Genomic DNA, 26,206 nt, shown 5'->3' with positions numbered 1-26,206 from the left:
CGGCCGCCCTCGTCCGGGACCTGCGACGCCCTGGGGGACGACGAAGGCCCGAGACGCTGACTGTCGCAGCGCCTCGGGCCTTTGGTGTGGTGGAACTTGTCCAGCACTTGTCGTATCCGTCGCAACAGTTGTTGAGGATGCTCCACGGTGGGCAGACGCCCTAAGTCCAGGCCGGTGACAAAGCGACGTTGCGGAAGGCTCAGCAGAAGCATGTTCGGCTGTCCGCCCGGCGTCAGGCCGAACTGGTGGCCAAGCACCAGGCCGGTGTCCCGCAGCGTGAGCTGGCTGAGGAGTATGGGATCAACCGCCGGACAGTCAGGGATATCGTCGCCCGGCACGGAGGTCTCAGTCGCGGAAAGTTGACCAGCCAGCAGATCGACGATGCTGTCACTGCCTACCTGGGCGGTCAGTCACTGGCGACCATCGCCAAGCGATTGGGGGTCAGCGACCACACGGTGCGCAGTCGGCTGAAGGAGCGAGACGTAGTCCTGAGGGATCCGCATGGACGGAGCCGATGAACCGATTAACTGCCCGACAGCATCGCATCGGCGACCCGGTCCATTCCCCCTTCGACCAATCTCTGAAGTGTCTTCACATACAAGATGTTGGGGTCTAGGCGCCCTAGAGGCGCCACATCTTGCGGTCTGAGTTTCCGCCCAGTACTCTGGAACGGAGGAGTGACACGATTGTAACTTGCTTTAGGAAGGGTGGTGACGAAGCCGATGTCCGACATTCCGAATGAACTGGTCTGGGGCTTCCATGGCACCACCGCGTCCAAGGCGGTCGACATCGATCGAGATCGGTTGATGCCTAGCGAAAATGAGTGGGACTGGCTCGGGCACGGCATCTACTTCTGGGAGCGAGACTTCGAACGCGCGACCAGCTGGGCGAGCGACGAGGACCAGGTTGTCTACGCGGCTGTTATCGACCTCTCTCGGTGCCTCGACCTCACCCAGATCCAGTGGCGACAATTCGTTACAGAAGTGGGGCAGGCGGCACCTCCTGCCGTAGCTGACGGGCTGACGCAGAACGAGTGCAACCGGAGCTTGGACTGCTGGGTAATCAACCAAGTCGTTGAGCAGTGGCGCGGCGAGGATGGCACTCCTCGGTTCACGACCGTTCGCGGAGCATTCCAAGAGGGTGACCCGATTTACCGAGCAGGAACTGATCTGGCGAAGAAGTCTGCAATCAGGTCGCTTGACCACGTCCAGATTTGCGTGGTGGACGACTCGGCGATCCTGAACGTTCTCCGACTGCCGTACCCTACTGTGCTCGACTGAGATCAGAACCGTCTGCCATTTTGCTCAGGTCGTTCGCCTCGATTGCCGCGGCCATTGACCGCTCAGCTGACACCTGCATGACGTGCAACCGCTCGGCACGAGCCGCTGCACCAGCCATTGCGCGGCTGAAGTCCACCTGCTCCTGCAGGGTCTCGAAACCCGCGTCGCGGAGGCTCTCCGCAGCTCGAGGGGTCAGTTCCACATAAGTTCCGTTGTAAGCCTCAAACTTCTGACGTTCCATGCCCCTCCTTCCTATTCGCTGATAATGATTCTCATTTTAGCATGGTTGGCCGTTCCCGTGAAGGCCTCCCACTCTACAGCTACGCCGTCCACAGTACTCAGCCCTAGGAGCTCGCGGGTCTCCAACACGCCTGGCCGTCAGCCACACGACTACTCGCCTTTATCCAACCCCAGGATCCGCCGGAGGACGCGAGTCAGGTCAAGCGGCTGCCCGATCTCTACCTCCAGCTCTCCTGCGTACACGTCATTGTGGTCTCGAGCCGTAATCTGCCACGTGCCGGTTGCTGAGGTCAGTGAGCGATCTGTCGTGTAAAGCACCACCTCTTCGTCATCCGTGATGACGACACCCGTTGGGCGCACTTCGCCAACGGACACTTCTAGGTCAACTGACCCGGAGTTGTTCCAACTCGTTCGTGACATGACGACTGAGTTGAACCTAGGCGGAGGCATATATGTCGGGCCAGATCCAAGCAGTGGTGCGACCTCTCCCCATTTCCTTGGCGGACTAGGCAGATCAAGGTCATCGGGCCAGAGTCGCCCGCTGGGTTTCCATGCCGCCGACCCAGACACATCACCCTCGATGTGAATCTTCACTTCCACGTCATGAAAGAACGTCTTCTCATGATTTCTAACTTCAACTTCGACTGGGGTGGCCGCGCCGATCAGACGAAGTACCGCGTCAGGCCAAGCCTTGCGTGTGCGGTCAGCCCAGTCATCGATCGACTCGAGGAACTCGGCTTCGCTGCGCTTCTCCATCGTCAGCGATGATCTGAGGCTATAGGCGTTGGATATCGACCTGATTTGCTGACTGATCGCTTCGTCGAAGGATCCGCCGATAGCCCTCTCCGCCGTAGCTGATGGCTTCTCCTTCCTCAGCGGAGCTACGAGCTCGGCCCGCGTGCGGGAGATGTACTCCTCCAGGATCTCGTCTTGGTCAACAGTCGCTGGGTGAACGACCCCAACGATCCCCACCCCGAAGTTCACGCTCGGCGTCGACGCCATCCCTCGCTCGAGCAACTGCTGCAGTTCGCCGCTATTGGCTTCACGTGTCTCCCCGTCTGCACGCACAAAGACCGCGCCGTCCCGAAGGCCCCCGTCGCCACTCTTCCTGCATACGAACGGCGCCTGGCCCACTTCGGGCGGGTCGACGAGCAGGACGAGGACTTCATTCTTGCTGCTCTCGCAAGGAACCCGGACGAAGTCGTAGCGGGGACCATCTGCTCCGAGGAACGGTCGGACCGCCCTCTCGATGTCTAGCGCTTCGATGGGCGGAATGCCTGGCATCTGACCATCCGATGCGCCGATCACCATTACGCCGTACCCCTCGAAGGCTCTGTTCGCCTGATCTGGCATCCGGTTGGCTGCGCCAAGGATGAACTTGGCCAGTTTGGCCTGATCCTTCCTTGTTGTGAGGTCGAGCTGGCTCTTGATCTCTAAAAAATGGCGCTCCACCCGGTCATCGTTCGCGACGACTGCCTCGACCAGTGCGATGGCGGCTAGCTCGCCCTTCGGCGCACGGGTGGTGTCGACCGCAGGCATAAGTAGCTCCCCTCAGCAGAGTCCGTCATGTCAAAAAAACCACGCGGTGAGAATCTGAAGCGACGACGCGCAGCAGGCCCCCGAATCTGGCCGGGCAGCAACACGCACTTACCTACGCCGACTCGTCAAAAATGCGCCGCTGAGCCTCAAGGTAGCGGCGTAGGTCGACGACACGGCCAGTGTCCAGCGTGGTCGCGATACCTTCGAGTGCACCCAACTCGACTGCGTTTGCCTCCGCAAGCTTGCTAGTGTAGTCGGCAACAACTCCGACCAGGACGTCCCACTGTTCGATCGAAATGTCCACAGCGATGTTTCCCTCCGCGGCCTCCGCCTTGAGGGTATCGAGGGCACTGATCAACGAATCGATAACCGCAGCATCGACGGCTCCGTTGTCAACCGCCTCCAGGTACGACGACAAGGAATCGTTGAAGACGATCACACACTCAGGCGCTGCCACCTCGGGAATTCCCTTGCTCTTCTTCCCTGCCATCCAGCCCGCGGCCGCGCCGGCACCCGCGACCGCCACAACTACACCGAGGCCCACCGCAATGACCTTCGGATCTTTCAGGCTCTTGGCAAGAGTCGCGTTCATCGCGCTGTCGCCGTCAGAGAGGGTCCGAGAAACCTCACGAATGTGGGCAGTGATGTTGGTGCCGTTGCGAACAGCAGCGGTGCCAAGCAACCTGAGTTCGCCCGTCGCCAGACCCTTGGCAATATCAAAGGGCAAGTCATAGGTGATCTGAACGACGGGCACGAGACTCCTGAACTCCGAGACGAGGCTGTTGAACTAACTCTACCGGGGCGGGGCGACAACAGCGTGGGTTCAGGTAGGACCGCCATCACCAGCCCGTGCGGGTCTCGCACAGACGTCCCTCTCCGTCGATGAAGACTCCGCTGGCCCTCGCCCAAGACAGCGACGTTGGCAGGACCCCTAGCAACGTCGTGCCCGTCGGCAACCGCGCGGACGGGCAAGTGGACGACAGCGACGCTAGAACGGGGGCACGTCCAATGGCCCGGTGGGCACCGCAGGCTCGGGATCCGACTCGGAGGTCTTTTGCACGACGTACGTGAAGATCGTCCTTCCCGCGTTCAACGCAAGGAGCCCCTCTGGATCGCCCAAGAGATCATCATTCGGGTGCGCAGCGCTGGCGTTGTTGCGAATCGTATTCAGGGCATCCAGCGTCGCTGCCATTGAGAAAAGGACCTGACTGACATCGGTAGCTCGAGCGCCCGTGGGCTTGAGTTTCGGATGATGGGTCCGGAGTTCCTTCATAGCCTTCTGCAAGGTCACCGAGTCCGCAAGTTGGATGCCCGACGCAGCGCACAACGCCTTGACATGCCCGTGGAGCGCCGTGTGGATTCGATCGACAGCGCTAACGGGCCCCCCAGTGCGCAGCAGACTTTCGGCGTCGGACAGAGCACGACGGACGACATCACTGGTGCTCACCGCCTCGACCTTCGGATTCGCAACTGCAGGTTCTCCGTGGAGTTCGGCGATCCAAGCCTCGATCTGGGGCTTGAACTTGGAGCGTGCTTCCGGTCGGCTATCCACGGGAAAGCGCTCAAGGACGCCTCTCAGGATCCGCGCCTGTCGATCAGCCGACTGAGTCGAGAGGATCTCGATGAACCTCTCGCGCGTCGTGCCAGCAAGTTCATCTGGGAAGATGTCGTCAATGTCGCAATATTCGGGGTAGAACTCGGTGTGTGTCCGGTAGGAGAAGTCGCCAAGGTAACCGCCTTCGACACCGATGTATCGACTGACGACCTGCATCACTTGCTTCTTGGAGAGTGTCACTACTCAGTCCCCGCCTTCGACCCTGACGGCCTGTTGTCGACCCTGGACGTCATAGCCCTATTCCGCCCCCGGTCCAGCGCCCAAACCGAAGAACCGATCGAAAAACCGCGACAGCGCATCGACGACGACTTGCTTCTTGTGGCCATGCCCTCCCCCGGCGGAGAACCGGGACACCGGCGGCAGGATCTTGGTGATCGCGGTACCGCCCGTCCGCAGCTGTCCGTCGCGGAACGCCTCAACCACGAAAGCCCGCGTGGGTTCAGGCTTAAGTCCCTGTTCCTCAATGATCTCCGTCAGCTCGGCCTCGCGCCTGGCATCGACGTAGGCACGCCATTCGTCGTCGATCTCGCCGTTCAGGGTGACCCGTTCGACGAAGTCCATGATCAGGTCCTTCTTGCTCCGCAGAGACGGGCTGGAGTCGACAGCCCGCTGGATCTCCTGGACAGCCTCTACCTCCTTGTCAGAGCCATCCCCCCAGGCTTCCCGCCACTTCTCAACCAGCATCAGGATGTAGTCGACGTTGATCTCGACCTGCTTGATCAGCTCGATCTCGAAGACGACGTCGTCGTTGATCGACTCCTTCTCGGCCGCGTCGTCCTTGCGGAAGTCGGCGTAGAGGTTGAGGTAGATCGACCGGTAGTCCTGGCTCTGTCGCTCGGTCAGGATCTCGTTGCCCCCGAACTCGTCAAACGAGACGAGGATGTTCTGCAGTCGCAGGATCGCGCCGAACAGGGCGATGAACTCCTTCTGCGCCTCTTCGCCGACGATCGGCTGGCCCAGTGGGAACTTGGACAACAGGTCGTTGGCGCGATCTGAGTACTCGGCGTAGTAGTCGCCGTATGGCTTGAGGACGACAACTCCCTTGGCGTCCTTGTTGCCGAACAGCGCCATCGCATCGTTGGTCTCCTCCTCCAGGTCGCGGAAGGAGACGATGTTGCCGTAGGTCTTGACCGAGTTCAGAATGCGATTGGTGCGCGAGTACGCCTGGATCAGGCCGTGGGCACGCAGGTTCTTGTCGACGAACAGGGTGTTCATGGTTGTGGCGTCGAAGCCAGTCAGGAACATGTTGACCACGATCACCATGTCGATGTCGCGGTTCTTCATCCGCTGCGACAAGTCTTTGTAGTAGTTCTGGAACTTGTCGGCACTGGTGTCGTAGCTGGTGCCGAAGTACTGGTTGTAGTCCTTGATCGCCTCTTCAAGGAAGGAACGGGCATCGCCACCGAGACCTTCGGTGTCGAAAGCTTCGTCGTCGAGGATGCCGTCGTCCGATGCCTCGTTCGCGCCGTAGGAGAAGATGATGCCGATCTTGAGACGACGGTCCGAAGGCAGATCGTTCTGCTGCTTCTTGAACTCCAAGTAGTAGCGCTGGGCAGCTTCGATGGACGCGGTCGCGAACAGGGCGTTGAAGCCGCGCACACGTCGCTGCTCTTTGAGCTCTTCCGCCTTGCGACGGCTCTTGACGACGTCACCGACGTTGGTGACCACGGAGTGGGAGTAGCTCGACGACCGGCGGGTCTTCTGGTCGAAGTGCTCCAGGATGTACTTGACGATCTCAGCGAGCCGCCGCTGGTCGAGCAGTGCATTCTCGGAATCGATGGCCGAGACCTGCTTGTCCTCCGGAGCCCCAACCTTGACCGTGTTGATGTAGTCGATGCGGAACGGCAGGACGTTCTTGTCGGTGATGGCGTCGACGATCGTGTAGGTGTGCAGCTTGTCGCCGAAGGCTTGCTCAGTAGTCCTGAGTTTCGGGTTGCCGCCGCTGCTGGCGTTGGCCGAGAAGATCGGCGTGCCGGTGAACCCGAACAGGTTGTAGTGCTTGAACGCCCGGGTGATGTCGGTGTGCATGTCGCCGAACTGCGAGCGATGGCACTCATCGAAGATGATTACGGCGTGGCCCGAGAAGACCTCGTGTCCCTTGTTGCCCTTGATGAATGTCGAGAGCTTCTGGATCGTGGTGATGATGATCCGGGCATTCGGGTCTTCGAGCTGGCGCTTGAGCACCGAGGTCGAGGCGTTGGAGTTGGCCGCGCCCTTCTCGAACCGGTCGTACTCGCGCATGGTCTGGTAGTCGAGATCCTTGCGGTCGACTACGAACAGCACCTTGTCCACTGACGGCAGCTTGGACGCCAGCTGGGCTGTCTTGAATGAAGTCAGGGTCTTGCCTGAACCCGTGGTGTGCCAGACGTATCCGCCAGCCTCGACCGTTCCAAGGGTCTTGTAGTTGGTGGAGACGTCGATCTTCTGCAGGATCCGCTCGGTCGCGACGATCTGATACGGCCGCATCACCAGCAACAGGCGGTCCGCGGTCAGCACGCAGTACTTGGTCAGGACATTGAGCAGCGAGTGCTTGGCGAAGAAGGTCTTTACGAAGGCCGTCAGGTCGGTGATCGGCTTGTTCTGCGCATCGGCCCACCATGAGGTGAACTCGAAGCTGTTGGAGGTCTGGCGACCTCGCTTGCCTCCCTTTGCGCTGCTCTCCTTAACCACGGCGCTGCGCGTGCTGTTGGAGTAGTACTTGGTCAGCGTGCCGTTGCTAATGACGAACAGCTGCACGTATTCAAAGAGGCCAGAGCCGGCCCAAAAGCTGTCTCGTTGGTATCGGCTGATCTGGTTGAACGCCTCGCGCAGGTCGACTCCCCGACGCTTCAGCTCGATGTGAACCATCGGCAGGCCGTTGACCAAGACGGTCACGTCGTAGCGGTTGGTGTAGTTGGCGCCGCCCTCGCCCTTGCCGATCTCGTACTGGTTGATCACCTGGAGTCGGTTGTTGTGGATGTTGGCCTTGTCGAGCAGCCGGATGTTCTTGGTCGATCCGTCGTCGCGGGTCAGCAGCTGAACGTGGTCCTCTTGGATACGCACGGTCTTCTCGACGATGCCGTCGTTCTTGCCAGCGATCTTCTCGTTGAAGAACTGGTTCCACTCGTCGTTACTGAACGTGATGTCGTTGAGCACTTCCAGCTGGGTGCGCAGGTTGGCAACGATCTGAGCTTCCGAGGTGATCGGGAGGTACTCGTACGCCTGCGACTCCAGGAGGCGAATCATCTCCCGCTCGAGGTCGGCCTCCGACTGGTACCCAGCATCTTGCTTCTGATCAGGGATGTACTCGGCGACGACAGTGCTCTCGGCAGAGACGGCGATCGGATCGTATTTGCGTGCCGGTGACTCGGTCATGCCGGGTCCTCCTCGAAGGTCAAGAGCTTGTCGCGGTAGTACTCGTACTGCTTGCGGCGGGCGGCGAGCTCGGCTGGGAGACCGATGGTGATGTCGTTGACGAGGGCATCGAACTTGTCGAGGGTGTCGACGATGCGACGCTGCTCCTCGAGTGAGGGCATCGGAACTCGAACCTTCTTCAGCGCGTTGGCGTTGAACTGTGGTTGACCAGCCTTACTCACGAGAGAGTTGGCCTGGGTCCAATACGCCGCACTCTGCGCGTAGTGCCAGTAGTAGGCGGGCAGCATTTGGCTCTCCTTGAACCTGATCCGGATCAGGAACGACGCGTACACCGCAGGATCATCGACGTCCACGAGCATGGTTTTCCCATAGGTGGCGCCGGTACGCGCCATCAAGAGGTCTCCTGGACGAACGACGTACTCGGACGCGGCATCGCCAGCCGAGACGAACTTGGCCCCATCGACTGATAGCTTTCCCTGAGCATTGATATCAGTGATTCGAAGAAAGCGGTGCGTTCCTACATCCGCTGCCTTGTCGGTGAATCCGTACTTGAAATCCGCGATGTCGCCGAGGACTGCGGTCTTTATGTCTGTTCGCTGCTCGCCGAGGGCTGAGCCTCGATAGTAGGCGAGTTGGACGCGCCGAGCCTCCAGCTCCGCCTCCAGCTCCGCCTCCAGCTCCGCCTCCAGCTGAGTGAACTGATCCAATATTCTCACAATTTCGTGCTGGACATCGAGCGGGGGCACGGGAATTCGGTAACCGAGAATTGCGGGCTTGTTCCCGCGTGGCATCTTCGCACCCTTAGCGTGCTGCATGTTGTAGGTGAAGAATTCGTCGGATGACAACAAGTAGTAGAGGAACTCCGGCAGTAGGTCCGGTCGGAACTCATCTTTGATCCGGACCGCGAGCACGTCACCGCTGCACCCTCCGGCGTTCGTCGCAAGCCACACCTTCTTCAGATATGGGCGAATATTGCCCAACAGAACGTCTCCCGGTTCGTAGGCAGTCAGACGCGCAGTATTAGGTAGGTAACTGGCGTCAACCCTTCCACCCTTATCCGCAACGAGGTTATCTACTCCAACGAACGAAGTCTCGTCGAGGTACTCGGCATCGATTCGCGTAGGTGAGTATCCTGCGACCTCGGACATCAGGACGTGACGGGTGCCCTTCTGCGCCAACTTCGCCATTAGCTGATCTATCTGGCTCACAGCTGGGGCCTCACAGCGGCCCTGATCTCATACAGCGCATCCGATACGAGAGCGAGTCTCTGCGTGAAGTCGTTGAGAAATTCACCAGTCACTTCGAAGTACTTCCCCTTGGCGTCGACTCGTCGATGAAGGATCTGCTCCCCCAGCGAGTTAGTTATTGGATAGGAATGTACGAAGTCAGAGCGCTGAGTATTTAGAAGTTCAAACTCAGCAGCCGCCCGCGTCGCTGGATCAGATATCTCCGCCCCCTTCCACCGCTTGACAGCGCTTCGAAAAGTGTCGAGCACCTTTCCAGACATCTCATTGTTGAGATGGATTCGATCGATACCCGGATCTAGGTAGGAGATAACTTCGACCATGAAACTATTGATTGAGGCGAATCCGTAAAGAGCCACCCCAAGACGATAGAGATAGGCATCGTCCTCAGGGAGGGCAACGCGGGTATTCCGCCTGATCGCCTCGGTGTCGATGCTCATCCAGCACCTTCTAGGTCAGCCACAATCGCGTCGATGGACTTCCTCAGCTCCGCCTGGCGCTCAACGATCCGTGCGATCTCGGCGTTGAGTTCCGTGATGTCGACGGCCTCGCGGGTGTTCTCGGCCTCGACGTAGGACGAAACAGCGATGTTGTAGGCATTCTCAGCGATCTCTTCGGCCGACACCAGCTTGGTCACGTGGTCGGAATTCTCGCGCTTAGTGAAGGCGTCGAGGATCGCGTCCTGGTGGTCAATCAGCAACTTGTTTTTATTGCCTACGCGCTTGAACTTTGCCGACGCGTCGATGAACAGGACGTTGTTGTCAGCCTTGGACTTCTTGAGCACGATGATGCAGGTCGCGATCGTGGTGCCGAAGAACAGATCGGGCGGCAACTGGATCACTGCGTCGACGTAGTTGTTGTCGATCAGGTACTTGCGGATCTTCTGCTCGGCTCCCCCGCGGTAGAGCACCCCAGGGAACTCGACGATGGCAGCGGTGCCGTCGACCGCGAGCCAGTGGAGCATGTGCATCGTGAAGGCAAGGTCGGCCTTCGACTTCGGAGCCAGCACTCCAGCCGGAGCGAAACGCGGGTCGTTGATCAGCAGCGGGTTGGCGTCGCCGTCCCACTTGATCGAGTACGGAGGGTTGGAGACGATCGCTTCGAACGGCTCGTCGTCCCAGTGGGCCGGGTCGGTGAGCGTGTCGCCGTGGGCCAGGTCGAACTTCTCGTAGTTGATGTCGTGCAGGAACATGTTGATCCGCGCGAGGTTGTACGTCGTCAGATTGATCTCCTGACCGAAGAAGCCCTGACGGACGTTCTCCTTGCCGAGCACCTTGGCGAACTTGAGGAGCAACGATCCAGATCCAGCAGCCGGGTCGTAGACCTTGTTGACCTGAGTCTTGCCGACCAAGGTGATGCGAGCCAGCAGCTCGGAGACTTCCTGAGGCGTGTAGTACTCACCGCCAGACTTGCCGGCCTGGGAGGCATACATCTGCATCAGGTACTCGTAGGCATCGCCGAACAGGTCGATCGAGTTGTCTCCGAAGTTACCCAGAGGCAGATCGCCAATGGCGTCCAGCAGCTTGACCAACTTGGCGTTGCGCTTGGCCACGGTGTTGCCGAGCTTCGAGCTGTTGACGTCGAGGTCGTCGAAGAGTCCCTTCAGATCGTCCTCGCTGTCAGAACCGACAGCCGATCCTTCGATGTCCTTGAAGACGCCCTGAAGAGTCTCGTTGAGGTTTGGGTCGTTCGCTGCGCGGTTGCGCACGTTCTCGAACAGCTCGGACGGCAGGATGAAGAAGCCCTTCTCGGCCACGGTGTCCTTGCGTCCGAACTCAGCATCGGAGTCGGACAGCTTGGCGTAGTCAAAGTCAGCGTCCCCTGCGGCTCGCTCGAGACCGTTGAGGTAGACCGTCAGATTCTCGGAGATGAATCGGTAGAACAACATCCCCAGGACGTAGGACTTGAAGTCCCAACCATCAACGCTGCCCCGCAGGTCGTTGGCGATCCGCCAGATCATCTTGTGGAGCTCGGCGCGCTGAGCTTCCTTGGCTTGGTCCGCCATCAGGACAGCCCTCCGGTGAGGACACTCTGCTGCATCGACTGGTGACGGCGGTGGTTCATTCTGCCCCTCATTGTAGCAAATATCGAACGTATGTACGAGTGATCGGACGAGCGTTCGGCCCACTCAGCAGGCTCTGCCGTCGTCGCCGGACGCGCTGCGCTCATCCTGTCACTCGGCACCGACAGGCAGCGGGATTGAGGCTTGAGCGTCGCCGTCGACCCCACGTTCGAGTGGTCTTGCATCCGACGGCACCAATCGTTGTTGATTTCACACCACTACAAAGAGACATAATCCACCTCCGTTAATTTGTCCAATTTGAACTCGTCATAGTCGCTCGCTAAACAATTGCTGTTGAGTTTTCTCATCAACTGTCATTAAATGATGGGCGAAACCAACAGTTCAGTTGCCTCACTCCCCTGTTGGTTTCAACCTCGTCGATGCCATGCGGCTCAGAGATCACCACTCCCGGTGGTCGGCCGCACCACACCGAGGAGGTACGCCATGACTGGCGACACTCAGCCCGCAGCCACGGGCACCACGGGCGGCCAGACCCTCAGAACTCTGGCCGTCAGGATCACCGACGATCTGCGAGCCCAGCTGGACGTTCTTGCCCAGCTGACCGGTCGCAGCACCACCGAGGAGATCCGCCTGGCCATCGAGCACTGGATCGCGAAGTCCAAAAGCGACCCGAACCTGCTCAAGAAGGCCGAGGCAGTCCGCGCCGACATCGAACGAGATGCCGAGACGCGTCGCAACGCCATCGCTGCCATCTTCAACAGCGATGGCGACACCAAGGGCGAGGCGAAGCCTCCAGCCCGACGGTCGACTGGTTCGAGCAAGACCTCCCAGTAGACCGAACCCGGTGGGGCCCTGGGGACTGCTGCACCGATAGGTGACAGTGGGTAGTTACGCAGCCTGGTCGGCTGATGTGGTCATGGTTGTCTCGTATTCGATGGGCGTCAATCGGCCGAGGCGGTCTTGTCGTCGTCGGCGGTGGTAGGTGCGTTCGATCCAGGTGACAATCGCGATCCGCAACTCGTCGCGGGTGTCCCAGCGGCGTTGGTTGAGGACGTTCTTCTGCAGGAGCGCGAAGAAGGATTCCATGGCGGCGTTGTCGCCGCAGGCGCCGACTCGACCCATGGACCCGAGGAGCTGGTGGTGGCCCAGGCGGTGGACGTATCGGCGGCTTCGAAATTGCGAGCCTCGGTCGCTGTGCACGATGCACCCGGCCACGTCGGCGCCGTCAGCGGCGCGGCGTGCGACGGCTGAGTTCAGCGCGGTGACAGCCAGGTGCGACGTCATGCGTGAGTCGATGCTGTAGCCCACGATCCGCCCGGAGCAGGCGTCCTTGATCGCGCACAGGTACAGCTTGCCCTCGCCAGTCCAATGCTCAGTGATGTCGGTCAGCCACACCTGATTCGGTGCCGTCGTGCTGGTGAAGTCGTGGCGGACGCGGCCCGCCTCGCCCTCGACCGCGAGGCGGTCATCGTGCACCGGCGGTCCGGGCCTGGGCCGGGCTGAGCGCTTCTTGCCGAAGATCGACCACCATGCGTTCGCTGAGCAGATCCTCCACGCCGTACGGGCCGACATGCCTGCTCCGGCGTGGGCGGCTTCCTCGTGGAGGTACCGGTACCCGAACGCGGGGTCATCGCGGTGGGCGTCGAACAACGCGTTCGCGCGATGGGCCCAGGCCAGCTCGGCCTCGGTCACCGGACGAGCAAGCCACCGGTAGTACTGCGCTCGACACAACTTCAGTACCCGGCACGTCACCGACACAGGCACCCGGATCCGGGCGCTCTTGTCGGCCAGCTCGCGGACGAGCGGGAACATCATTTTGGGGGCAGGTTCGCCTGCGACAGGTACGCCGCCGCGCGCCGCAGGACCTCGTTCTCTTGCTCCAGCAACCGGTTACGGCGCTTGAGCTCACGAAGCTCGGCCACCTGCTCGCTTGTGATAGCCGACGCGTTCCCGTCCTCGACATCGGCACGCTTGAGCCAGTTCGTCAGGCACGACTCACTGATCCCGAAGTCAGCAGCGATCTGCTTCAACTGCTGACCCGGCTGACGATTCCTCGCGACCCGAACCACGTCATCGCGGAACTCTTTGGGGTAGGGCTTGGGCACGGTGTCCATCCTTCCAGCAGCGCCCCTCGACGCCACAGATCAGATGTCACCTATCGGTGCAGCAGTCCCCTGGACGACCGCTCAGCGTGTCATCCGGGGCCTCACCCACTTCTCCCTTCGTGGACGGAACTCTCCAGCCAATCCGGGCTGGAGAGCGGCACCCACGAAAGAGGTGATCACGATGTCCATGGGCATCCTTATCCCGTCTGACGAACGACGTCCGATTGCCCTTCAGGACTTCCAGTCCTTGGAGGACTACCAACTCGCGGTTGGTGGCTGGATCGAAGGTGTACCTGCTGGCGACGACGGAACGTCCTTCTTCGCCAACACCGAGGGCAAGCACGCTGGCCTTCCGGTCAACCGTCGAGCGAGCATCCACTGGCTGCTTCAGTTCCACGGACGGGCCACCCATGACCGACTCTTCGGAGATGTGGTCTTGGTCGGTCCTGCTGATGACGAGGGCGAGACCCAAGGCGTCCCCGAGTCGCTCCTGCTCCTCCTGTTTGAATCCTTGACCTACTCGGTCGAGGTAGAGCAACTAGGAGCGACTCGCTGGCGCTTGGTCCCTGAGCTCTTCGACGACTACTTCGTCGCCGGAGCCTGGGGTCTCGTCCTGAGTTATCAGCGACTGGATGTCATGCGTGTGCGTGTGATCGCGCACTCGTAGGTGCCATCGGGTCTGCCAACCCGAGCAACAGCATGCGGCCCCGCCGACTTCCTGTGTCGAGAGACTGTGGGAGGGAGCGGGGTCGCATGTTTCTTCCAACTTTGAGTGAACCATTAACAGACAGACAACTACTTTATAACTGCAAACTCACTTGCTGGATAGTAATTGGGCAGAGAGGGAGTTCCCGAACAGGTCCCGATGGTCTCGTTCCGCTGCGGCTGGCTCTCCAGCCTATACGCCAAGAAGTAGAGCGAGCCATAAGCGGATGCCGGGATACACCAACTAGTTGTGATCACGTAGTCATAGTTGAATCCGCCACTGATGGCAGGGTCTGTAGTCGTGGACGCCTTAGGGTCCTTCGGTAGCGAACTCAGATACTTAGGCACCAGCGCTGCCTCGAGAACGCTCCACGACCCGTCGGACGTGGTTGCCCACGCATTATTAATCTTCTTGGGTGAGGGGCATGAAGACGAGCAACCGCCAAACGGAAACTGCCCATGGTCCGCGTAATACATCTCGAGGGCCTTAGCGATCGTCTTGACATCCTGCAGTCGCTGAGAATCTCGAGCTCGCTCCTGAACACCGTTGTAGGCGACTATCGAGATAGTCGCCAGGATCGCGATAACTACGATGACGATCAACAGCTCGACGATGGTGAAGCCTCGGCTTGATTCTACGCTTGTCGTCGATTGGGGCTTGGTCATGTGTTGATGTTCCTGCTTATGCCTATTTGGTTCTTATTATAGCCCCCCCCCCATTCATTTTGGTGTTGTGGAATTGGCGACAACACGGGTCAATTGGTGATCCCGAATAACTCGGCGAACTTATCCTCCAGCATCAGTTCAGCCGCTCGCCCCGCCTGCTCATAGCTGTTCATCAGCTCCGTTCGAGCGATCACACGCGACCCGAGACGCAACTCTCCTAGCCAGCGCTGAGGATCGACGCCGTGGCAATAGACTGTAACGCTGAAGCGTAGTTCTAGGCTCAGACCATACGGAATGCGCGCTCCTGGCTTCACCTCGATATCACCGATGTGTGAGTGACGCTCCATCATCGGCGACATGAGACTTCCTCCCTTGGGGTCATCGGTTGCTGGGACCTTTCCGGGTCACCCGACTCGCTGTGCTGCCGTGAACTACCGGTCGGACGAGCCGTCGACTTCATCACGGGTCTGCGCGACGTTCGGTTCGCCCTTCTCGAATACCTCGTACTCCGGCTCTGTCAGTTCGAAACGGCCAGGATCGACGACGTCCGGCTCGGACTCTGGTTGCTCACTCATAGTTTCCTCTCAGGGGTGAAATGCGGTTAGGGCCGACAGAACCGACAAAGCAACCAGCGATGAGCCCAGGGCCCAGTACGCCCACTTGAGTCGTGTCATCCTTCGATTTGCTTCTTCGCGCGCATGGTCCAAAAACGACGGCTCCTCATCAGCTGTGGTGCGCAAAAGCGACTCTGTGATCTGGTGGACGTGCTCGACGGGACCGTCCGACTTTCGGTGTTGCCGCCATTGTTCGCGCAGGTCGTTGACGCTGGGTCCCTCAGTGGCTCGTGGGGCCAGGGACGAGATAGCCAAACCCACCGACGCCACGGCGAGGGCTAGCGTGATCAGGAACGCGATCGACTGGAGCCAACCTGGTGACTCCGGCATCGCCGATGAGGTGATCGCAAGGACAGCACCAGCGAATGCCATGACGGCGGTAGCCCGCTGCTGAGCGCTGTTGCTGCGGTCCGCGTGGATCCCATAGAGCCAGCGAGCTTGGTCAAGGATGTCCTGGCTTCCGGCGCGGACCTCGCCGTCAACCGGGCGTGGCCTGCTCTTCGTTTGCTCGTCCATCGCTACCCGGCCCTGCCACGGGCTTCATCGATGCGCCACTTCACCACGCTTACCGACTCCCCTTGACGAAGCCGCGTCAAAGCAGACTCGCCGTGAGGGAAGGCAACGAGCAGGTCCTCCGGCGTCATGCCGATCTGCCTGCACTGTTTGGCCACGGCCAGGTCGTTCTCGGTAAGCCCGGCGTTGAGCCACTGGCGCTTTTCTGCTGGGTCGATAAGCGCCAGCAGCCACGGGTCGGCCTCGCTGGAGATACCTCGCCCCGTGCGCGCCGGTTTGAGGACCGACGGGTCGACACCGAAGATCCGGGCAGCCTCATCAACCTCCGGACTATTTCGCGCCGTCCCTGACGGTGAGTGGCGAGCCGCTCCCCTACTGCGGGACGTACGCTGCTGTTGCGGCCCGAGGGGCCGATCGCTCCACGCCTGCCGGGCGAACGGGTTGTTGCCTGGAGTCGACCGCCTCTGGGCCCGAGGGGTCGGCGAATTGCCCGACATCACCCGCTTCATGCGCACAACCACCGGCGCCTCAAGAGTCGACGACGCCGACTTCACGAACTCGCCTTGCTCTGCGAGCTTCCGGATCAGGTCCTTGGACGAGATGCCGAGCTCCTTTGCCAACTCAAAGACACGAACCTTGGCCACTTGGACCTCCCTGTCAACGAGCGGCGCTAGCGACGAGGCTGGCGCCGACGGAATGACATCCGTGTAATGAGGATCTCATGAGGGGGTGACAACGTGAAGTTATGCACAGGCAGGCAAGGCCGCCCGAAGCCCCGCACGTCGCCCATGACTCAGGCGAGTCAGAGGGCCCGCTTGTCGGTGGCCTTCCCTAGAGTCAGGCCATGCCCTCGATCGTCGTCAGCGCCGCACGGTTTCGCAGCATGCTCGCGAACCGGCACATGACCGTGGAAGTCGCCGAGGAGCGCATCACTACCTCCGTAAACCTGAGGACTCTCGCCTCAGAGGACCAGCCAGTGGAGTTCAAGGACCTGGAGACACTTGGCAAGCTGTTCAAGCGGCCATGGTCCTGCCTACTCAGCGATGAGGAGGAGTTGCTCCCCCAGCCGAACCAAGACAACCGAACTCATGCCAACCAAAAGGCTCCCGCTTCGGCCGCGTTGCTGGAGGAGTACGAGGCAGCGGCAGACCTGCTCGAGGCTGCTAGTGATCTGTTCCCCGAGCTCGGCTACCAGGTGCCGGATGCGCGGATCACTCTCGAGACTCCCGCCGACCGAGCTGCCCAAGAAATCCGTTCGTTCCTGAGCGTCTCGGTCGACGCCCAACTGGAAGCCAGGGACGGATACGCCGCCCTGCGGCTCTGGGTCGAGTCCCTCCATCGCCGTGGTGTCTACGTTCTACAGCGCAAGCTCCGTGACGAGACCATCCGGGCGTTCAGCAGGGCTGAGGGCGATCAGGCCGTCGTCGTGGTTGACACCACTGATACCGCGTACGCGCGCAGCTTTTCGGTGCTTCATGAGTACTGCCATGTGATCCTCCGAAGCACAGGCATCTGTGACCTCGATGATCACCGCAGCGTCGAGCGTTACTGCAACGAGGTGACGGCTGCGGTCCTGCTGCCCGACGCGCTTCTGGACGACGAGCGTGTAGGGGTGCGCGAGGCAATTGCTGCAGGTCTGGATGACGAGCAACTGATCGGGCTGAGTCGCCACTTACGGGTCAGCCAGGCCGCTTTGCTCATCAGGCTGCGTGATCGAGGCTCGATTTCGCAGGGCCTCTACGACCAGCTGGAGGCGAGCCGCCAAGCCCGAAGGCACCAGGGAGGCACGAAGGGCGGGGGCAGCTACTACTCGACAGCGATCAACCGAGTGGGTCGACGGTTCGCCCGCAACGTGTTCGGAGCCGTCGACGACGGTGCCCTTACTCGTCAGGACGCCGGTGCCCTTCTTGGCGTCGGCGAACACTCTGTCGACCGCTTTCGGAGCGAACTGTTCGCAGGCGAGGCCGGTGCGCCGTGAGCACCCAAGGCGCGCTATTCGAGGATGAACCACCTCGGTACTGCCTCGACACCAACGTCGTCGTGAGCTTCCTCAAGGGAACTGACGACGAGTACTACGGAGTCGACATCTTCGGAGAACAGTGGGCTCTGATCGCGCGCCTGATTGCCAGCGGCGTCATCGTGTCGCCTCGACAGGTCGAACGAGAACTTGCCAAGTGGCAGACGTCTTCACCCACGATCCAGGCGTGGGTGAAAGACCACCACTACATGTTCAAAGACGTCGAGACTGTGGCCCAACTTCAGGTGGCAAAGCGAATCGTGGGCAACTACCCCGTCTACGGGAAGACTGAGAACTATCTCGGGGACCTCGAGGTGATGTCGCTGGCGGGAGCGATGGGGATTGCAGTGATCAGCCTCGAGAGCGAGGCGCAGGATCTGAGTCGGCGACGCCCAAAGATCCCGAACGTCTGCAAAGAGTTCGGGATCGATTGCGTATCGGTGACGGGGTTCCTACGTCGGGAGAAAACCTAAATTCGACCATATACGGGTCTACGCGCACAACGCGCATCTATATGCAGTGAGGTTGACGAACGCATCGAATAGCTAGCGTGCGCGAAGGTGTTAACCACCCAGCACCCAATTGTTGCCCCAGGCGCCCGAGGAGTAGGGAGTAGTCGCGCAGAGCGGCGCAGAGCTCCATCCGATGCCGTTTGCACTGACGATGCCCCCCGGAGAAATTCGGTAACGCTCCGAGGGGCGGTCGGGATGGTAGGCAAAGATGGCATATCCGCTTGCGTCGGCGCAGAGAAGCGCTCTAGAACCTACGGGACTGAAGGAGAACTTGACGCCAAGTCCTGACCACTCCGCCGAGGTGTTCGGATAGCGTCCGTGGATGGCGTTGAAAGTCTCGAACTTCTTGGCAGCGTTGTTCAAGTCAGTTCGAAGAGCTGAATCCCGGGCTCGATCTTGAACGCCGTTGTAGGCAACCACCGAAATGGCAGCCAAGATCGCGATCACCACGATGACGATCAACAGCTCGACGATCGTGAAGCCTCGGATTGATCCTACGTTTATCGTCGATTGGGGCTTGGTCATATGTTGATGTTCCTGCTTATGCCTATTTGGTTCTTATTATAAGCCCCACCCATTCAATTCCATGTTGTGGATTTGGCGACGCTTTGTCCGTCACCAATCCCATGCGATGCCGTTGTAGAGGCCGCCGTAGACATCACGGAAGTCGGCCCGGACGGATGAATTGCCACCTGCATCGAGCCGTGTCGCTTTGGTTGGGCCGCCAGGACGTTCAGCTGCCGTGAGGCCCTCAACCCGCCAGATCATCGATGGCAACGTCCCGATGAACACCACCTCGAACGACGCAACCCGCGTTGGCTCGTGGAAGGCCATCGTCTCTTCGGTCAAGACGTATGGCTCGTCCGGCTCAGGGTTCTTAATCCGGATACGCAGGTCGTAGGTGTGCCCGCGCGACATCGGTGTGTGATGCCAGAACTGGTGCAGGTAGCCGGTGCTGCCTTGAACCGTGCGCACTCGAAAGTCATCACCAATCACAGAGGGCGGACTGGCGTGGAGCGTCGCGAGCGTCAGGTACTCGACCCCATCGAAGAGCGCGAACAGCCGGTAGTGCTGCCGCGTCTCCATGTGCCGTCGGTCCCGCACAAGGGTCTGCACCCGGACGGCGTGCTGGACGAAGCCGTTGTGTGACTCCGGGATGCGGATCCCCGTCGGTGACTTCGGATACCAACCAGTGACGAGCTGAGTCAGGAGACGCTCTATGGCCGCCGCGTCCCGGTCTGCCACAGCCTCCCGCTTCAAGCCCAGTCGCTGCCCGAGCAGGTCGCGCCTCGCAGACAACGGCGCTACTCCCCCAGTTTCCTCGTCCATAGCGAAGATCCCCAGGAGTATCTGGGCGTCTTCGTCACGCAGTGAGTGGATCGCCGATTCCAGGCGCTCGCGCAGGACACACCCCGGCTCTGGCGAACCACCGAGAATCGCCTGCAGGTGCTCGCAGGTCGCGAACCGTTCGGGCGTGAAACCGGGCCCCTTGCGCAGGTACAGCAGCTCTTGGCGAACGTCTTCGGGGTCTTGACCAGCCATTCGTCGCCCTCCTGACTCCAACTTTCATCGGCCGCGACTCCAACTATGCCGGAGAGCATCGCGCCCCTGTTTCGCCGCTTCTAACTTCGAAATCAGATGAAGCACGGCCAGCCCCACAGCGGCTCGTCGAAGGCCTCATCAGCTCGATCCAGATGCGACAAGAACAAGGAGGGCAACATGCGACGCACCCAACGCTCCCTAGCAGCAATCGTGCTCAGCACCACGGTGCTCGGCACAGTCGCCTGCACCAGCGCACCCAAGAACTCGACCAACCACACCCGGACCCTGATCGACGCCTGCCAGGGACCGGTCAACGGTTACGTGGCCTTCGACGGGACGTCCTCCGGCGACAACGGCCCACTCGCCGGACCACGCTTGCGAGCCTTGAAGGTTGCGCTGACGCAGGTGGCTGCGTGCGGCGGTCGCACCAAGATCGTCGCCTTCTCCTCGTCGAGCGCCGCGACGACGACGCTGTTCGAAGGTCGCATCGAACTCAAGGGCGCGACCAACCAAGCCAAGGCCCGTCGGCTGGAGCCTGCCGTTGCCGAGATCTCTGAACAAGTCAGCACGGCGTATGCCAAGGCTGTCCCTTCGCTGGAGGGTGGTGGCTCCGACCCAGTCGCCCAGCTGAGACTGTTCGGCGAATGGATGGACCAGGTCGAGAACGGCGAGTTCCAGTTCCTGGCAATCACCGACGGCTTCCAGACCTCAGGCGTCAGCCTCAAGCAGATCACGGCAGATCCCGAGCGCGCCGCTGCATCGTTCGAGGCAACCGACCTGTCTGGCAGCACGGTGACGTTCGCCGGCATCGGTGAGCTCGCCGACTCTGCACCGCAGACCACCGTGGTCGATGCCCTGAAGGACTTCTACGAGGCGATCTGCCAGAACTCCGGGGCCGACAAGTGCCGGGTAATCAGCGAAGTCTCTGGGGTGACGTCATGACGACGACCCGGCCCATGGACGTCAGTAGCGACATCGAAGCCGTCGCTGACTCGCGTCGACTGCAAGCGATCGACTCAGCCCACGCCGTCGGCCGCCCAGACGCCTACGACGTCACCTACGCCGAACTCGAGTACGACGAGCTGGCAGCCGAACAGTTGGAGCTGTGGAAGGCGGAGGCGGATGCGGCCAGCCGCTCGCCCGAGGCAGGTCACAGTCAGACTCTCGTCGCCTCCACCGAAGTCCGGCGTCTGGTGAAGCGACAGCGAGCCGTGATGGCTCAATCGCGGCAAGCGCTACTGAATACCCGTCAGAACCTCCAGCCGTTCCGGAGACGAGAGCCGGGCGCCAAGAAGTGGTACCTGATCCGATGGGCGGCCCTACTAGGCGGCGACATCGCTGGCCAAGCGGGCGCTGCCCTCATGTATGGCGAGCACCCGATCACTGCGATCCCCCAAGCGGTGGCGACGGGCATGGCGGCGCTGACAGCCGGGCTGGTCGGCGGCGAGCTGCGCACGCTTCGGGATAGCGCGCGGCGTCACCAAGCGGTGCCGGAGCATCTGGAGCTGTGGGCACATCTCTTCACCCACCCAGACCCTGGTCGTCGACTGGCCCTATGCGCGCTGGGTATCGGAGCGATCGCCACCCTGACCATCGCGGGCGGAATCTTCTGGCTGCGAGCCATCACTGATGGGGCAGCCGCCGGAGCCACGTATGGACTGCTGGCCCTCGGCATCGCATTCGCCTCGGTCATCAACTGCTACTTCTACGCCGACGAGATCGCTGATGCCATCGACGGAGCGGAGGCCGACTACAAGAGAGAGCTGACGCGCTCGCATGACTTGAGCAACAAGCCCGAGGTTCAGGGGCACGCGTCGAGCGGTGCTCAGGCCATCTCGATCCGCGAGGAACATCTGGCGCGTGGGCGTGCCGCCGCCGCACGGATGAGGGCGTTGAAGTGGCGCATTCTTGGAAACAACCCAGGCGTCGCAGGGCACGGCAGCAGCCGTTCCTCGCGGGGCGGTGATCGCTCGTGATCACCCCTCAGATCCTGTCACCTACCCTGCTCGGCTCAGTCCAGGACGCTCCCGCCCCAGCCTCCATCCGGCTCGGCGATGTCGGCAAGTGCCCAGATCGGCCCACGCTGGTGATCGGCATCGTCGATGACTCGGGGTCGGTGACAGCGCCGGGCGGAGTCGACCCGATCTCAAACCGCTACGCAGAGCTGGCCCTAGCGATCCATGCAGTTGCCCAGAGGTGCCGCTGCAAGCAAGAGCTTGCGGCCATCGTGCACTTCGACTCTCCGGCAGGCGACACAGAGGCGGTACCGCTGACCAGAGAAGGGCTCACCGAGCTGGAAGGTGGGCTGGCAGTCCCGCCCGGTGCACGTGGCATCAGCGACATGCTGCCCGCAATCACGAAGGCCTCCGAGTTGGCAGCAGCGCACCCGGACCATCAGGCAGTCGTCATCGTCTTCAGCGACTTCCGTCTGACGGACAAGCGGCCGGACGCCCCGTTCGAGGCTCTTGCGAACTTCCCGGGCCGTGTCTACGGCTGTGTTCTAGGTGGAAGGGATGACCCGCTGCCAGGCATCGACGACCAGCTGGCTGTCGACACAGCGAGCCCCCCTGGGGCTATCGCCAGAGCGCTGTTGTCGGCGCTGACACATCACCGCGAGGACAGCCGGACCAAAGCCGAAGGGTCTCGGCGTCGTCGATTCCACAACGCAGTGAACGCAGTCCGACAACTGACCTGTCCAGGCCTCCCGACATCTGAAGTCGGTGGTCGTCTCGACCGGCAGGCCGCACGGCTCTCCCGGCGGCGCGGCCATGGCAAGAAGCCCCCGAATGCCGCTCAGTAGGACCCAGACCTCGCACGAGGTTCATCCAACCAATCGAAAGGAAGCATGACCATGACCAACATCGCCAAGCCCACGAAGTTCAAGACGGTACTGGCCGACCCACCCTGGGACGTCCAGCAGAAGGGCGCCCGCGGGGCCGAGCAGCACTACGACCTGATGACGCTAGACCGCATCAAGGGCATGCCGATCGCTGACCTCGTCGACGACAACGCCCACCTATGGCTCTGGGTCACCAACGCCACCCTGCGTGACGGATACGACGTCGCGGAGGCCTGGGGGTTCACCGTTCGCAGTCCCTTGACGTGGGTCAAGTTCCGGCTCGGTCTCGGCAACTACCTGCGCAACAGCACCGAGCACGTGCTCTTCGCAACGCGAGGCAAGGCTCCGGTACTCAACCGGTCACAGCCGACGTGGATCAACGCGCCCGTCGTGGAACACAGCCACAAGCCGGAAGAGCAGTTCGCGCTCATCGAAAGGGTCTCTCCCGGGCCGTACCTGGAGCTGTTCGCCCGGCGGCGACCGTCTTCCACAGCCGAATGGTCGGTCTGGGGCAACCAGATCCCCAGCGACGTTCAGGTGCCGGGCTATCCGGTTCCCAGCTACTCGGACCAAGCGGTGCTGTCGCTCAATGAGCCAACCGGTGGTGGCCTGCCTTGACCAGTCCAGAGACCAAGAAGAAGAGTGAGACGGCCATGAAGAACCCCGTCCAGAGCCTCTTCTCGGCCTGCCTGATGCTGCTGGGCTGCGTGATCGCCCTCGGCCTGGTGCTGGAGCTTCTGGCGCAGATCTGGCCGTGGTTGGTGGGTGTTGCGGCCATCGTCCTGATCGCCTGGATCGCCATCCAGTGGACCATCACCAAGAACCGCAGATGGTGAACGGAACCCGCCAAAGCACAAGCGAAATCAACAGTAAAGACCGCCGTTGTTGAATTTACAAAGCCTATTGACCTGCTGGGCGAAATCATCAATAACAAATGCAGACGCCTGTGGACTTCACCCATCAGAACTCGGAAAGGAGGAAACGCGATGAGTAAACGAGCAAAGCAAAAGCGATCCCGCCAAAACAACTTCAAAGTCGTTGTTCGTGGAGTGCGGCGCGACCAACCCGATCACCAACGCTTGATGCGAGCCACTCTCGATCACTACCAGTCGCTAAAGCAGTCCCCTGACGCAGCGACGTCCCGTACGCGTTCTCCTCTTGGAAAGGAGCCGTCATGAACACCCACGAACTTGTTTGGTCTCGAGTTCATCTCCCGCGACCACTAGATGAGGCAAAGGTCCTGACGCTGCTTCTGGCGCTGGCCGCCGACCGAAGGTCACCCGACCTTGTGTTCGAGCTTCGCGCGAATCACGAGGAGGTGGCGCACCTGATCGGCTGCCCGGCCAGAGCGATCCAAGGCGTTAAGCGAATGCTGCGCGACCACCTGCCAGGCATCACCTTGGTGGGAGCGGGACCGCGTGAACCGGTCACCGAGGCAGGCCGAATGATCCTGCGTCCCAAGCAAATGCCACTACGCACCGACAACCCCGATGACGTGTCACGAGCATTGCTCTCAGCCGTCAGCGCTCCCCTACGCCAAGGCGAGATCCAAGTCGTGCAGCTTGGCCTCGGCCGACGTCGACCACCACGAACTGTGCACCCCAAGGCCGTCAGTCCCGCAACGACGTGGTGGTCTCAACTTGTACACGGGCAAGCACCAGCCTCGACTGCCGAGCGTCGACAACTGAGCGTTCGTGCCGAAGACGCCGGGTTCGACGCCATCGTGCGAGTGGGCACTCGTGGCAGCGACCCGGCTCGGACAAGGAGGTTGACACTCGGTCTTCACAGCGCTCTGTTCACCGCTAAAGGAACGGGAGTCTGGATGGACTTCGTTCGTGAGCAACCCGAGGCAATCCACCGAGTGGCTCATCCCCGGAAGTGGCACGAGTTGGCGTGCGCCGAGCTGCTCGGTCTGCTGGGTTGGCCATTGGGCGACGACGAGTACCCGGGGGTTCCTGCACTTCACCCCAAGCCGCTACGCCCGGCCAATGCCGTCCATACGGGTGAACGAGTCTTCGCCCGATCTTTGGCAGCGGGCGACACCCGACTCGTCGGCGTGGCAGCAAAGGACGCTCTGCTCCACACGGTCGCGTACGGACCGACCAACTCCGGCAAGTCGACGGTCGCCCTAGCCAGCATCCTGGCCGACATCGTGGCCAACCGTCCGGTGGCCGTCCTGGACCCGAAGCGTCAGCTGATCGACGACATCCTCGGACGCATCCCGAAAGACCGTCTCGACGATGTGGTGATCCTCGATGTCTCGCGTGATCGCCCGATCGGTTTCAACCCCCTCGACGTAACCGGACGTGACCCTGACGTGGTCGTCGACGGGATCATGTCGGTGTTCGGCAGCTTGTTTCGAGATGGCTTCGGGCCCCGAACTCTGGATATCTTCTCGGGCACACTGCGCTCCTTGGCCCGTGCCGCCAAGGTCTCGGGGAGCCCAGCAACACTCGCCGACATCCCGCGACTTCTCAACGACACGGGCTATCGGCGGAGGGTACTGGCGCAGCTGCCGGACGATGACGGGCTGGCCGAGTTCTGGGGCTGGTACGAGTCACAGTCACCTGCCGCTCGACATGCAGCCGTCAGCGCTCCCCTGAACAAGTTGCGCCAGTTGCTACTTCGCCCGGCCCTGATGCGGATGCTCGATCAGCCCGAAGCGCGGTTCCGGCTTCGCGATATCTGGCGCGACAACGCCATCGTGCTGGTACCGCTCAACGAGGCCCTGATCGGCGCAGGTACGGCTGAGCTCCTCGGCTCCCTGATCGTGGCCGACCTGTGGCAAGCCATCCAAGAGCGAGCAGCCGAGCGCAACCCCGAGAGGCGACCGGGCTTCGTCTACGTCGACGAGGCACCCCGCTTCCTCCACCTACCGACGTCGATCGCAGACGCACTGGCACTCTCGCGCTCGATGGGCGTCGGCTGGTTCCTAGCCGCACAATTCGCTCGCCAGTTCCCCAAGGAAGTGCGCGCAGCCATCGACATGAACGCCCGCACCAAGATCGTCTTCGGCACCGAGTACGAGGACGCCAGCCACTTCGCTCGTGGCAGCAAGGACCTGACGTCGGAGGACTTCACTTCACTGGGACGGTTTCAGGCCTACGCCAATCTCGTGGCCAGCGGGCAACCATCGGGATGGTCGCTGGTCGAAACGCTGCCTCCAGTGAAGGCAACTACTCGGCCGGAGCGGGTCATAGCCCACGCTCACGCACGATGGGCAGCCCCGCGTCCCACCGTGCCGGTAGTTCCTTCCGAGGCCGCACACGCGCCACCTATGGCGCCAGCTGGCCCTCCAGGTGTCGGGCAAGCACCGGTAGGCCGACGCAGGAGGCGGTCATGATCGGCCAGGCCTTGGTGGCCAGCGGTGGCCGCCGGACGACGCCGGGCCTTTCGCC

The 26,206-nt window shown here is 61.3% G+C and carries 27 protein-coding genes and 1 pseudogene; 12 read left to right on the top strand and 16 right to left on the bottom strand.

Annotated elements, in window-relative coordinates; all coding sequences use genetic code 11:
- Nucleotides 1-188 precede the first annotated feature (188 nt).
- On the top strand, nucleotides 189-518 hold the full coding sequence (locus AB4Y78_RS04930; protein WP_441713139.1) for a helix-turn-helix domain-containing protein: 330 nt from the start codon (nucleotides 189-191) through the stop codon (nucleotides 516-518).
- A gap of 192 nt (nucleotides 519-710) precedes the next feature.
- On the top strand, nucleotides 711-1,280 hold the full coding sequence (locus AB4Y78_RS04925) for a hypothetical protein (protein WP_441713138.1): 570 nt from the start codon (nucleotides 711-713) through the stop codon (nucleotides 1,278-1,280).
- On the opposite strand, the gene AB4Y78_RS04920 is transcribed toward AB4Y78_RS04925, so the two are convergent.
- From AB4Y78_RS04920 to AB4Y78_RS04885, 8 genes are all read right to left on the bottom strand, one after another.
- Nucleotides 1,264-1,521 (bottom strand): hypothetical protein, encoded by a 258-nt coding sequence (locus tag AB4Y78_RS04920; protein WP_441713137.1) that lies wholly within the window; start codon nucleotides 1,519-1,521, stop codon nucleotides 1,264-1,266. The two genes, AB4Y78_RS04925 and AB4Y78_RS04920, sit on opposite strands and share 17 nt — an antisense overlap.
- A gap of 149 nt (nucleotides 1,522-1,670) precedes the next feature.
- Entirely contained in the window at nucleotides 1,671-3,059 is a 1,389-nt protein-coding gene (locus tag AB4Y78_RS04915; RefSeq protein WP_441736904.1) for a hypothetical protein, read from the bottom strand.
- A gap of 112 nt (nucleotides 3,060-3,171) precedes the next feature.
- Complete coding sequence (locus AB4Y78_RS04910) at nucleotides 3,172-3,813, bottom strand: hypothetical protein (RefSeq protein ID WP_441713135.1); 642 nt, start codon at nucleotides 3,811-3,813, stop codon at nucleotides 3,172-3,174.
- Between the two features lie 234 nt (nucleotides 3,814-4,047).
- Nucleotides 4,048-4,854 carry an abortive infection family protein gene (locus AB4Y78_RS04905; RefSeq protein ID WP_441713134.1) on the bottom strand — a complete coding sequence of 269 codons (807 nt, stop codon included), beginning with the start codon at nucleotides 4,852-4,854 and terminating at the stop codon, nucleotides 4,048-4,050.
- Nucleotides 4,855-4,911: 57 nt separating this feature from the next.
- Nucleotides 4,912-8,028: a type I restriction endonuclease subunit R gene (locus tag AB4Y78_RS04900; RefSeq protein WP_441713133.1), complete on the bottom strand. Its 3,117-nt coding sequence runs from the start codon at nucleotides 8,026-8,028 to the stop codon at nucleotides 4,912-4,914.
- Nucleotides 8,025-9,236, bottom strand: coding sequence for a restriction endonuclease subunit S (locus AB4Y78_RS04895; RefSeq protein WP_441736901.1), 1,212 nt, complete (start codon nucleotides 9,234-9,236; stop codon nucleotides 8,025-8,027). Before AB4Y78_RS04895 ends, AB4Y78_RS04900 begins: the two co-directional genes overlap by 4 nt.
- The gene (locus AB4Y78_RS04890; protein WP_441713131.1) at nucleotides 9,233-9,712 is read right to left on the bottom strand and encodes a hypothetical protein; all 480 of its coding nucleotides are present in this window, start codon (nucleotides 9,710-9,712) and stop codon (nucleotides 9,233-9,235) included. The genes AB4Y78_RS04895 and AB4Y78_RS04890 overlap by 4 nt, the downstream gene beginning before the upstream one ends.
- Nucleotides 9,709-11,277, bottom strand: coding sequence for a type I restriction-modification system subunit M (locus AB4Y78_RS04885; RefSeq protein ID WP_441736898.1), 1,569 nt, complete (start codon nucleotides 11,275-11,277; stop codon nucleotides 9,709-9,711). Before AB4Y78_RS04885 ends, AB4Y78_RS04890 begins: the two co-directional genes overlap by 4 nt.
- Nucleotides 11,278-11,778: 501 nt before the next feature.
- Between AB4Y78_RS04885 and AB4Y78_RS04880 the strand changes: the two genes are divergently transcribed.
- The gene (locus AB4Y78_RS04880) at nucleotides 11,779-12,129 is read left to right on the top strand and encodes a ribbon-helix-helix protein, CopG family (RefSeq protein ID WP_441713129.1); all 351 of its coding nucleotides are present in this window, start codon (nucleotides 11,779-11,781) and stop codon (nucleotides 12,127-12,129) included.
- 54 nt (nucleotides 12,130-12,183) lie between these two features.
- On the opposite strand, the gene AB4Y78_RS04875 is transcribed toward AB4Y78_RS04880, so the two are convergent.
- A protein-coding gene (locus AB4Y78_RS04875; RefSeq protein WP_441713128.1) for an IS3 family transposase occupies nucleotides 12,184-13,400 on the bottom strand; the annotation gives its coding sequence in 2 pieces (ribosomal slippage) (nucleotides 12,184-13,125 and nucleotides 13,128-13,400; 1,215 coding nt in all).
- Between the two features lie 181 nt (nucleotides 13,401-13,581).
- On the opposite strand from AB4Y78_RS04875, the gene AB4Y78_RS04870 reads away from it, so the two are divergent.
- A complete protein-coding gene (locus AB4Y78_RS04870; RefSeq protein WP_441713127.1) occupies nucleotides 13,582-14,067 on the top strand; it encodes a DUF3846 domain-containing protein in 486 nt (161 codons plus the stop codon).
- Between the two features lie 128 nt (nucleotides 14,068-14,195).
- Here AB4Y78_RS04870 and AB4Y78_RS04865 read toward each other — a convergent pair whose 3' ends face one another.
- From AB4Y78_RS04865 to AB4Y78_RS04845, 5 genes and pseudogenes are all read right to left on the bottom strand, one after another.
- Nucleotides 14,196-14,771, bottom strand: a complete 576-nt coding sequence (locus AB4Y78_RS04865) for a prepilin-type N-terminal cleavage/methylation domain-containing protein (protein ID WP_441713126.1) — start codon at nucleotides 14,769-14,771, stop codon at nucleotides 14,196-14,198.
- Nucleotides 14,772-14,860: 89 nt separating this feature from the next.
- Entirely contained in the window at nucleotides 14,861-15,130 is a 270-nt protein-coding gene (locus AB4Y78_RS04860) for a hypothetical protein (protein WP_441713125.1), read from the bottom strand.
- A 72-nt stretch (nucleotides 15,131-15,202) separates the two neighbouring features.
- Nucleotides 15,203-15,346, bottom strand: a complete 144-nt coding sequence (locus tag AB4Y78_RS04855) for a hypothetical protein (RefSeq protein ID WP_441713124.1) — start codon at nucleotides 15,344-15,346, stop codon at nucleotides 15,203-15,205.
- Nucleotides 15,347-15,355: 9 nt separating this feature from the next.
- Nucleotides 15,356-15,901, bottom strand: coding sequence for a hypothetical protein (locus AB4Y78_RS04850; RefSeq protein WP_441713123.1), 546 nt, complete (start codon nucleotides 15,899-15,901; stop codon nucleotides 15,356-15,358).
- A gap of 508 nt (nucleotides 15,902-16,409) precedes the next feature.
- Nucleotides 16,410-16,542 (bottom strand): annotated as a pseudogene (locus AB4Y78_RS04845) (translation initiation factor IF-2 N-terminal domain-containing protein); the annotation flags it as partial.
- A gap of 200 nt (nucleotides 16,543-16,742) precedes the next feature.
- Here AB4Y78_RS04845 and AB4Y78_RS04840 point away from each other — a divergent pair.
- Both AB4Y78_RS04840 and AB4Y78_RS04835 read left to right on the top strand, forming a co-directional pair.
- The gene (locus AB4Y78_RS04840; protein WP_441713122.1) at nucleotides 16,743-17,876 is read left to right on the top strand and encodes an ImmA/IrrE family metallo-endopeptidase; all 1,134 of its coding nucleotides are present in this window, start codon (nucleotides 16,743-16,745) and stop codon (nucleotides 17,874-17,876) included.
- On the top strand, nucleotides 17,873-18,388 hold the full coding sequence (locus AB4Y78_RS04835) for a DUF4411 family protein (protein WP_441713121.1): 516 nt from the start codon (nucleotides 17,873-17,875) through the stop codon (nucleotides 18,386-18,388). The genes AB4Y78_RS04840 and AB4Y78_RS04835 overlap by 4 nt, the downstream gene beginning before the upstream one ends.
- A gap of 90 nt (nucleotides 18,389-18,478) precedes the next feature.
- Here the strand turns inward: AB4Y78_RS04835 and AB4Y78_RS04830 are convergent, their stop codons facing one another.
- Together AB4Y78_RS04830 and AB4Y78_RS04825 are read right to left on the bottom strand one after the other, a co-directional pair.
- Nucleotides 18,479-18,952, bottom strand: coding sequence for a type IV pilin protein (locus AB4Y78_RS04830; protein WP_441713120.1), 474 nt, complete (start codon nucleotides 18,950-18,952; stop codon nucleotides 18,479-18,481).
- Between the two features lie 90 nt (nucleotides 18,953-19,042).
- The gene (locus tag AB4Y78_RS04825) at nucleotides 19,043-19,969 is read right to left on the bottom strand and encodes a hypothetical protein (RefSeq protein WP_441713119.1); all 927 of its coding nucleotides are present in this window, start codon (nucleotides 19,967-19,969) and stop codon (nucleotides 19,043-19,045) included.
- A gap of 177 nt (nucleotides 19,970-20,146) precedes the next feature.
- On the opposite strand from AB4Y78_RS04825, the gene AB4Y78_RS04820 reads away from it, so the two are divergent.
- The 6 genes from AB4Y78_RS04820 to AB4Y78_RS04795 all read left to right on the top strand — a co-directional run bounded on the left by AB4Y78_RS04820 (nucleotide 20,147) and on the right by AB4Y78_RS04795 (nucleotide 26,151).
- Entirely contained in the window at nucleotides 20,147-20,911 is a 765-nt protein-coding gene (locus AB4Y78_RS04820) for a hypothetical protein (protein WP_441713118.1), read from the top strand.
- On the top strand, nucleotides 20,908-21,945 hold the full coding sequence (locus tag AB4Y78_RS04815) for a hypothetical protein (protein WP_441713117.1): 1,038 nt from the start codon (nucleotides 20,908-20,910) through the stop codon (nucleotides 21,943-21,945). The genes AB4Y78_RS04820 and AB4Y78_RS04815 overlap by 4 nt, the downstream gene beginning before the upstream one ends.
- Before the next feature lie 110 nt (nucleotides 21,946-22,055).
- The gene (locus AB4Y78_RS04810) at nucleotides 22,056-22,769 is read left to right on the top strand and encodes a vWA domain-containing protein (RefSeq protein ID WP_441713116.1); all 714 of its coding nucleotides are present in this window, start codon (nucleotides 22,056-22,058) and stop codon (nucleotides 22,767-22,769) included.
- Nucleotides 22,770-22,820: 51 nt separating this feature from the next.
- Nucleotides 22,821-23,426: an MT-A70 family methyltransferase gene (locus AB4Y78_RS04805; protein WP_441713115.1), complete on the top strand. Its 606-nt coding sequence runs from the start codon at nucleotides 22,821-22,823 to the stop codon at nucleotides 23,424-23,426.
- A gap of 35 nt (nucleotides 23,427-23,461) precedes the next feature.
- Nucleotides 23,462-23,644 (top strand): hypothetical protein, encoded by a 183-nt coding sequence (locus tag AB4Y78_RS04800; RefSeq protein WP_441713114.1) that lies wholly within the window; start codon nucleotides 23,462-23,464, stop codon nucleotides 23,642-23,644.
- Between the two features lie 338 nt (nucleotides 23,645-23,982).
- Nucleotides 23,983-26,151: a type IV secretory system conjugative DNA transfer family protein gene (locus AB4Y78_RS04795; protein ID WP_441713113.1), complete on the top strand. Its 2,169-nt coding sequence runs from the start codon at nucleotides 23,983-23,985 to the stop codon at nucleotides 26,149-26,151.
- Nucleotides 26,152-26,206: the final 55 nt, after the last annotated feature.

Source organism: Janibacter sp. RAF52 (assembly GCF_052114035.1).
Classification (GTDB): Bacteria; Actinomycetota; Actinomycetes; order Actinomycetales; family Dermatophilaceae; genus Janibacter; species Janibacter hoylei.
This window is presented reverse-complemented; position numbering and strand designations above follow the sequence as displayed.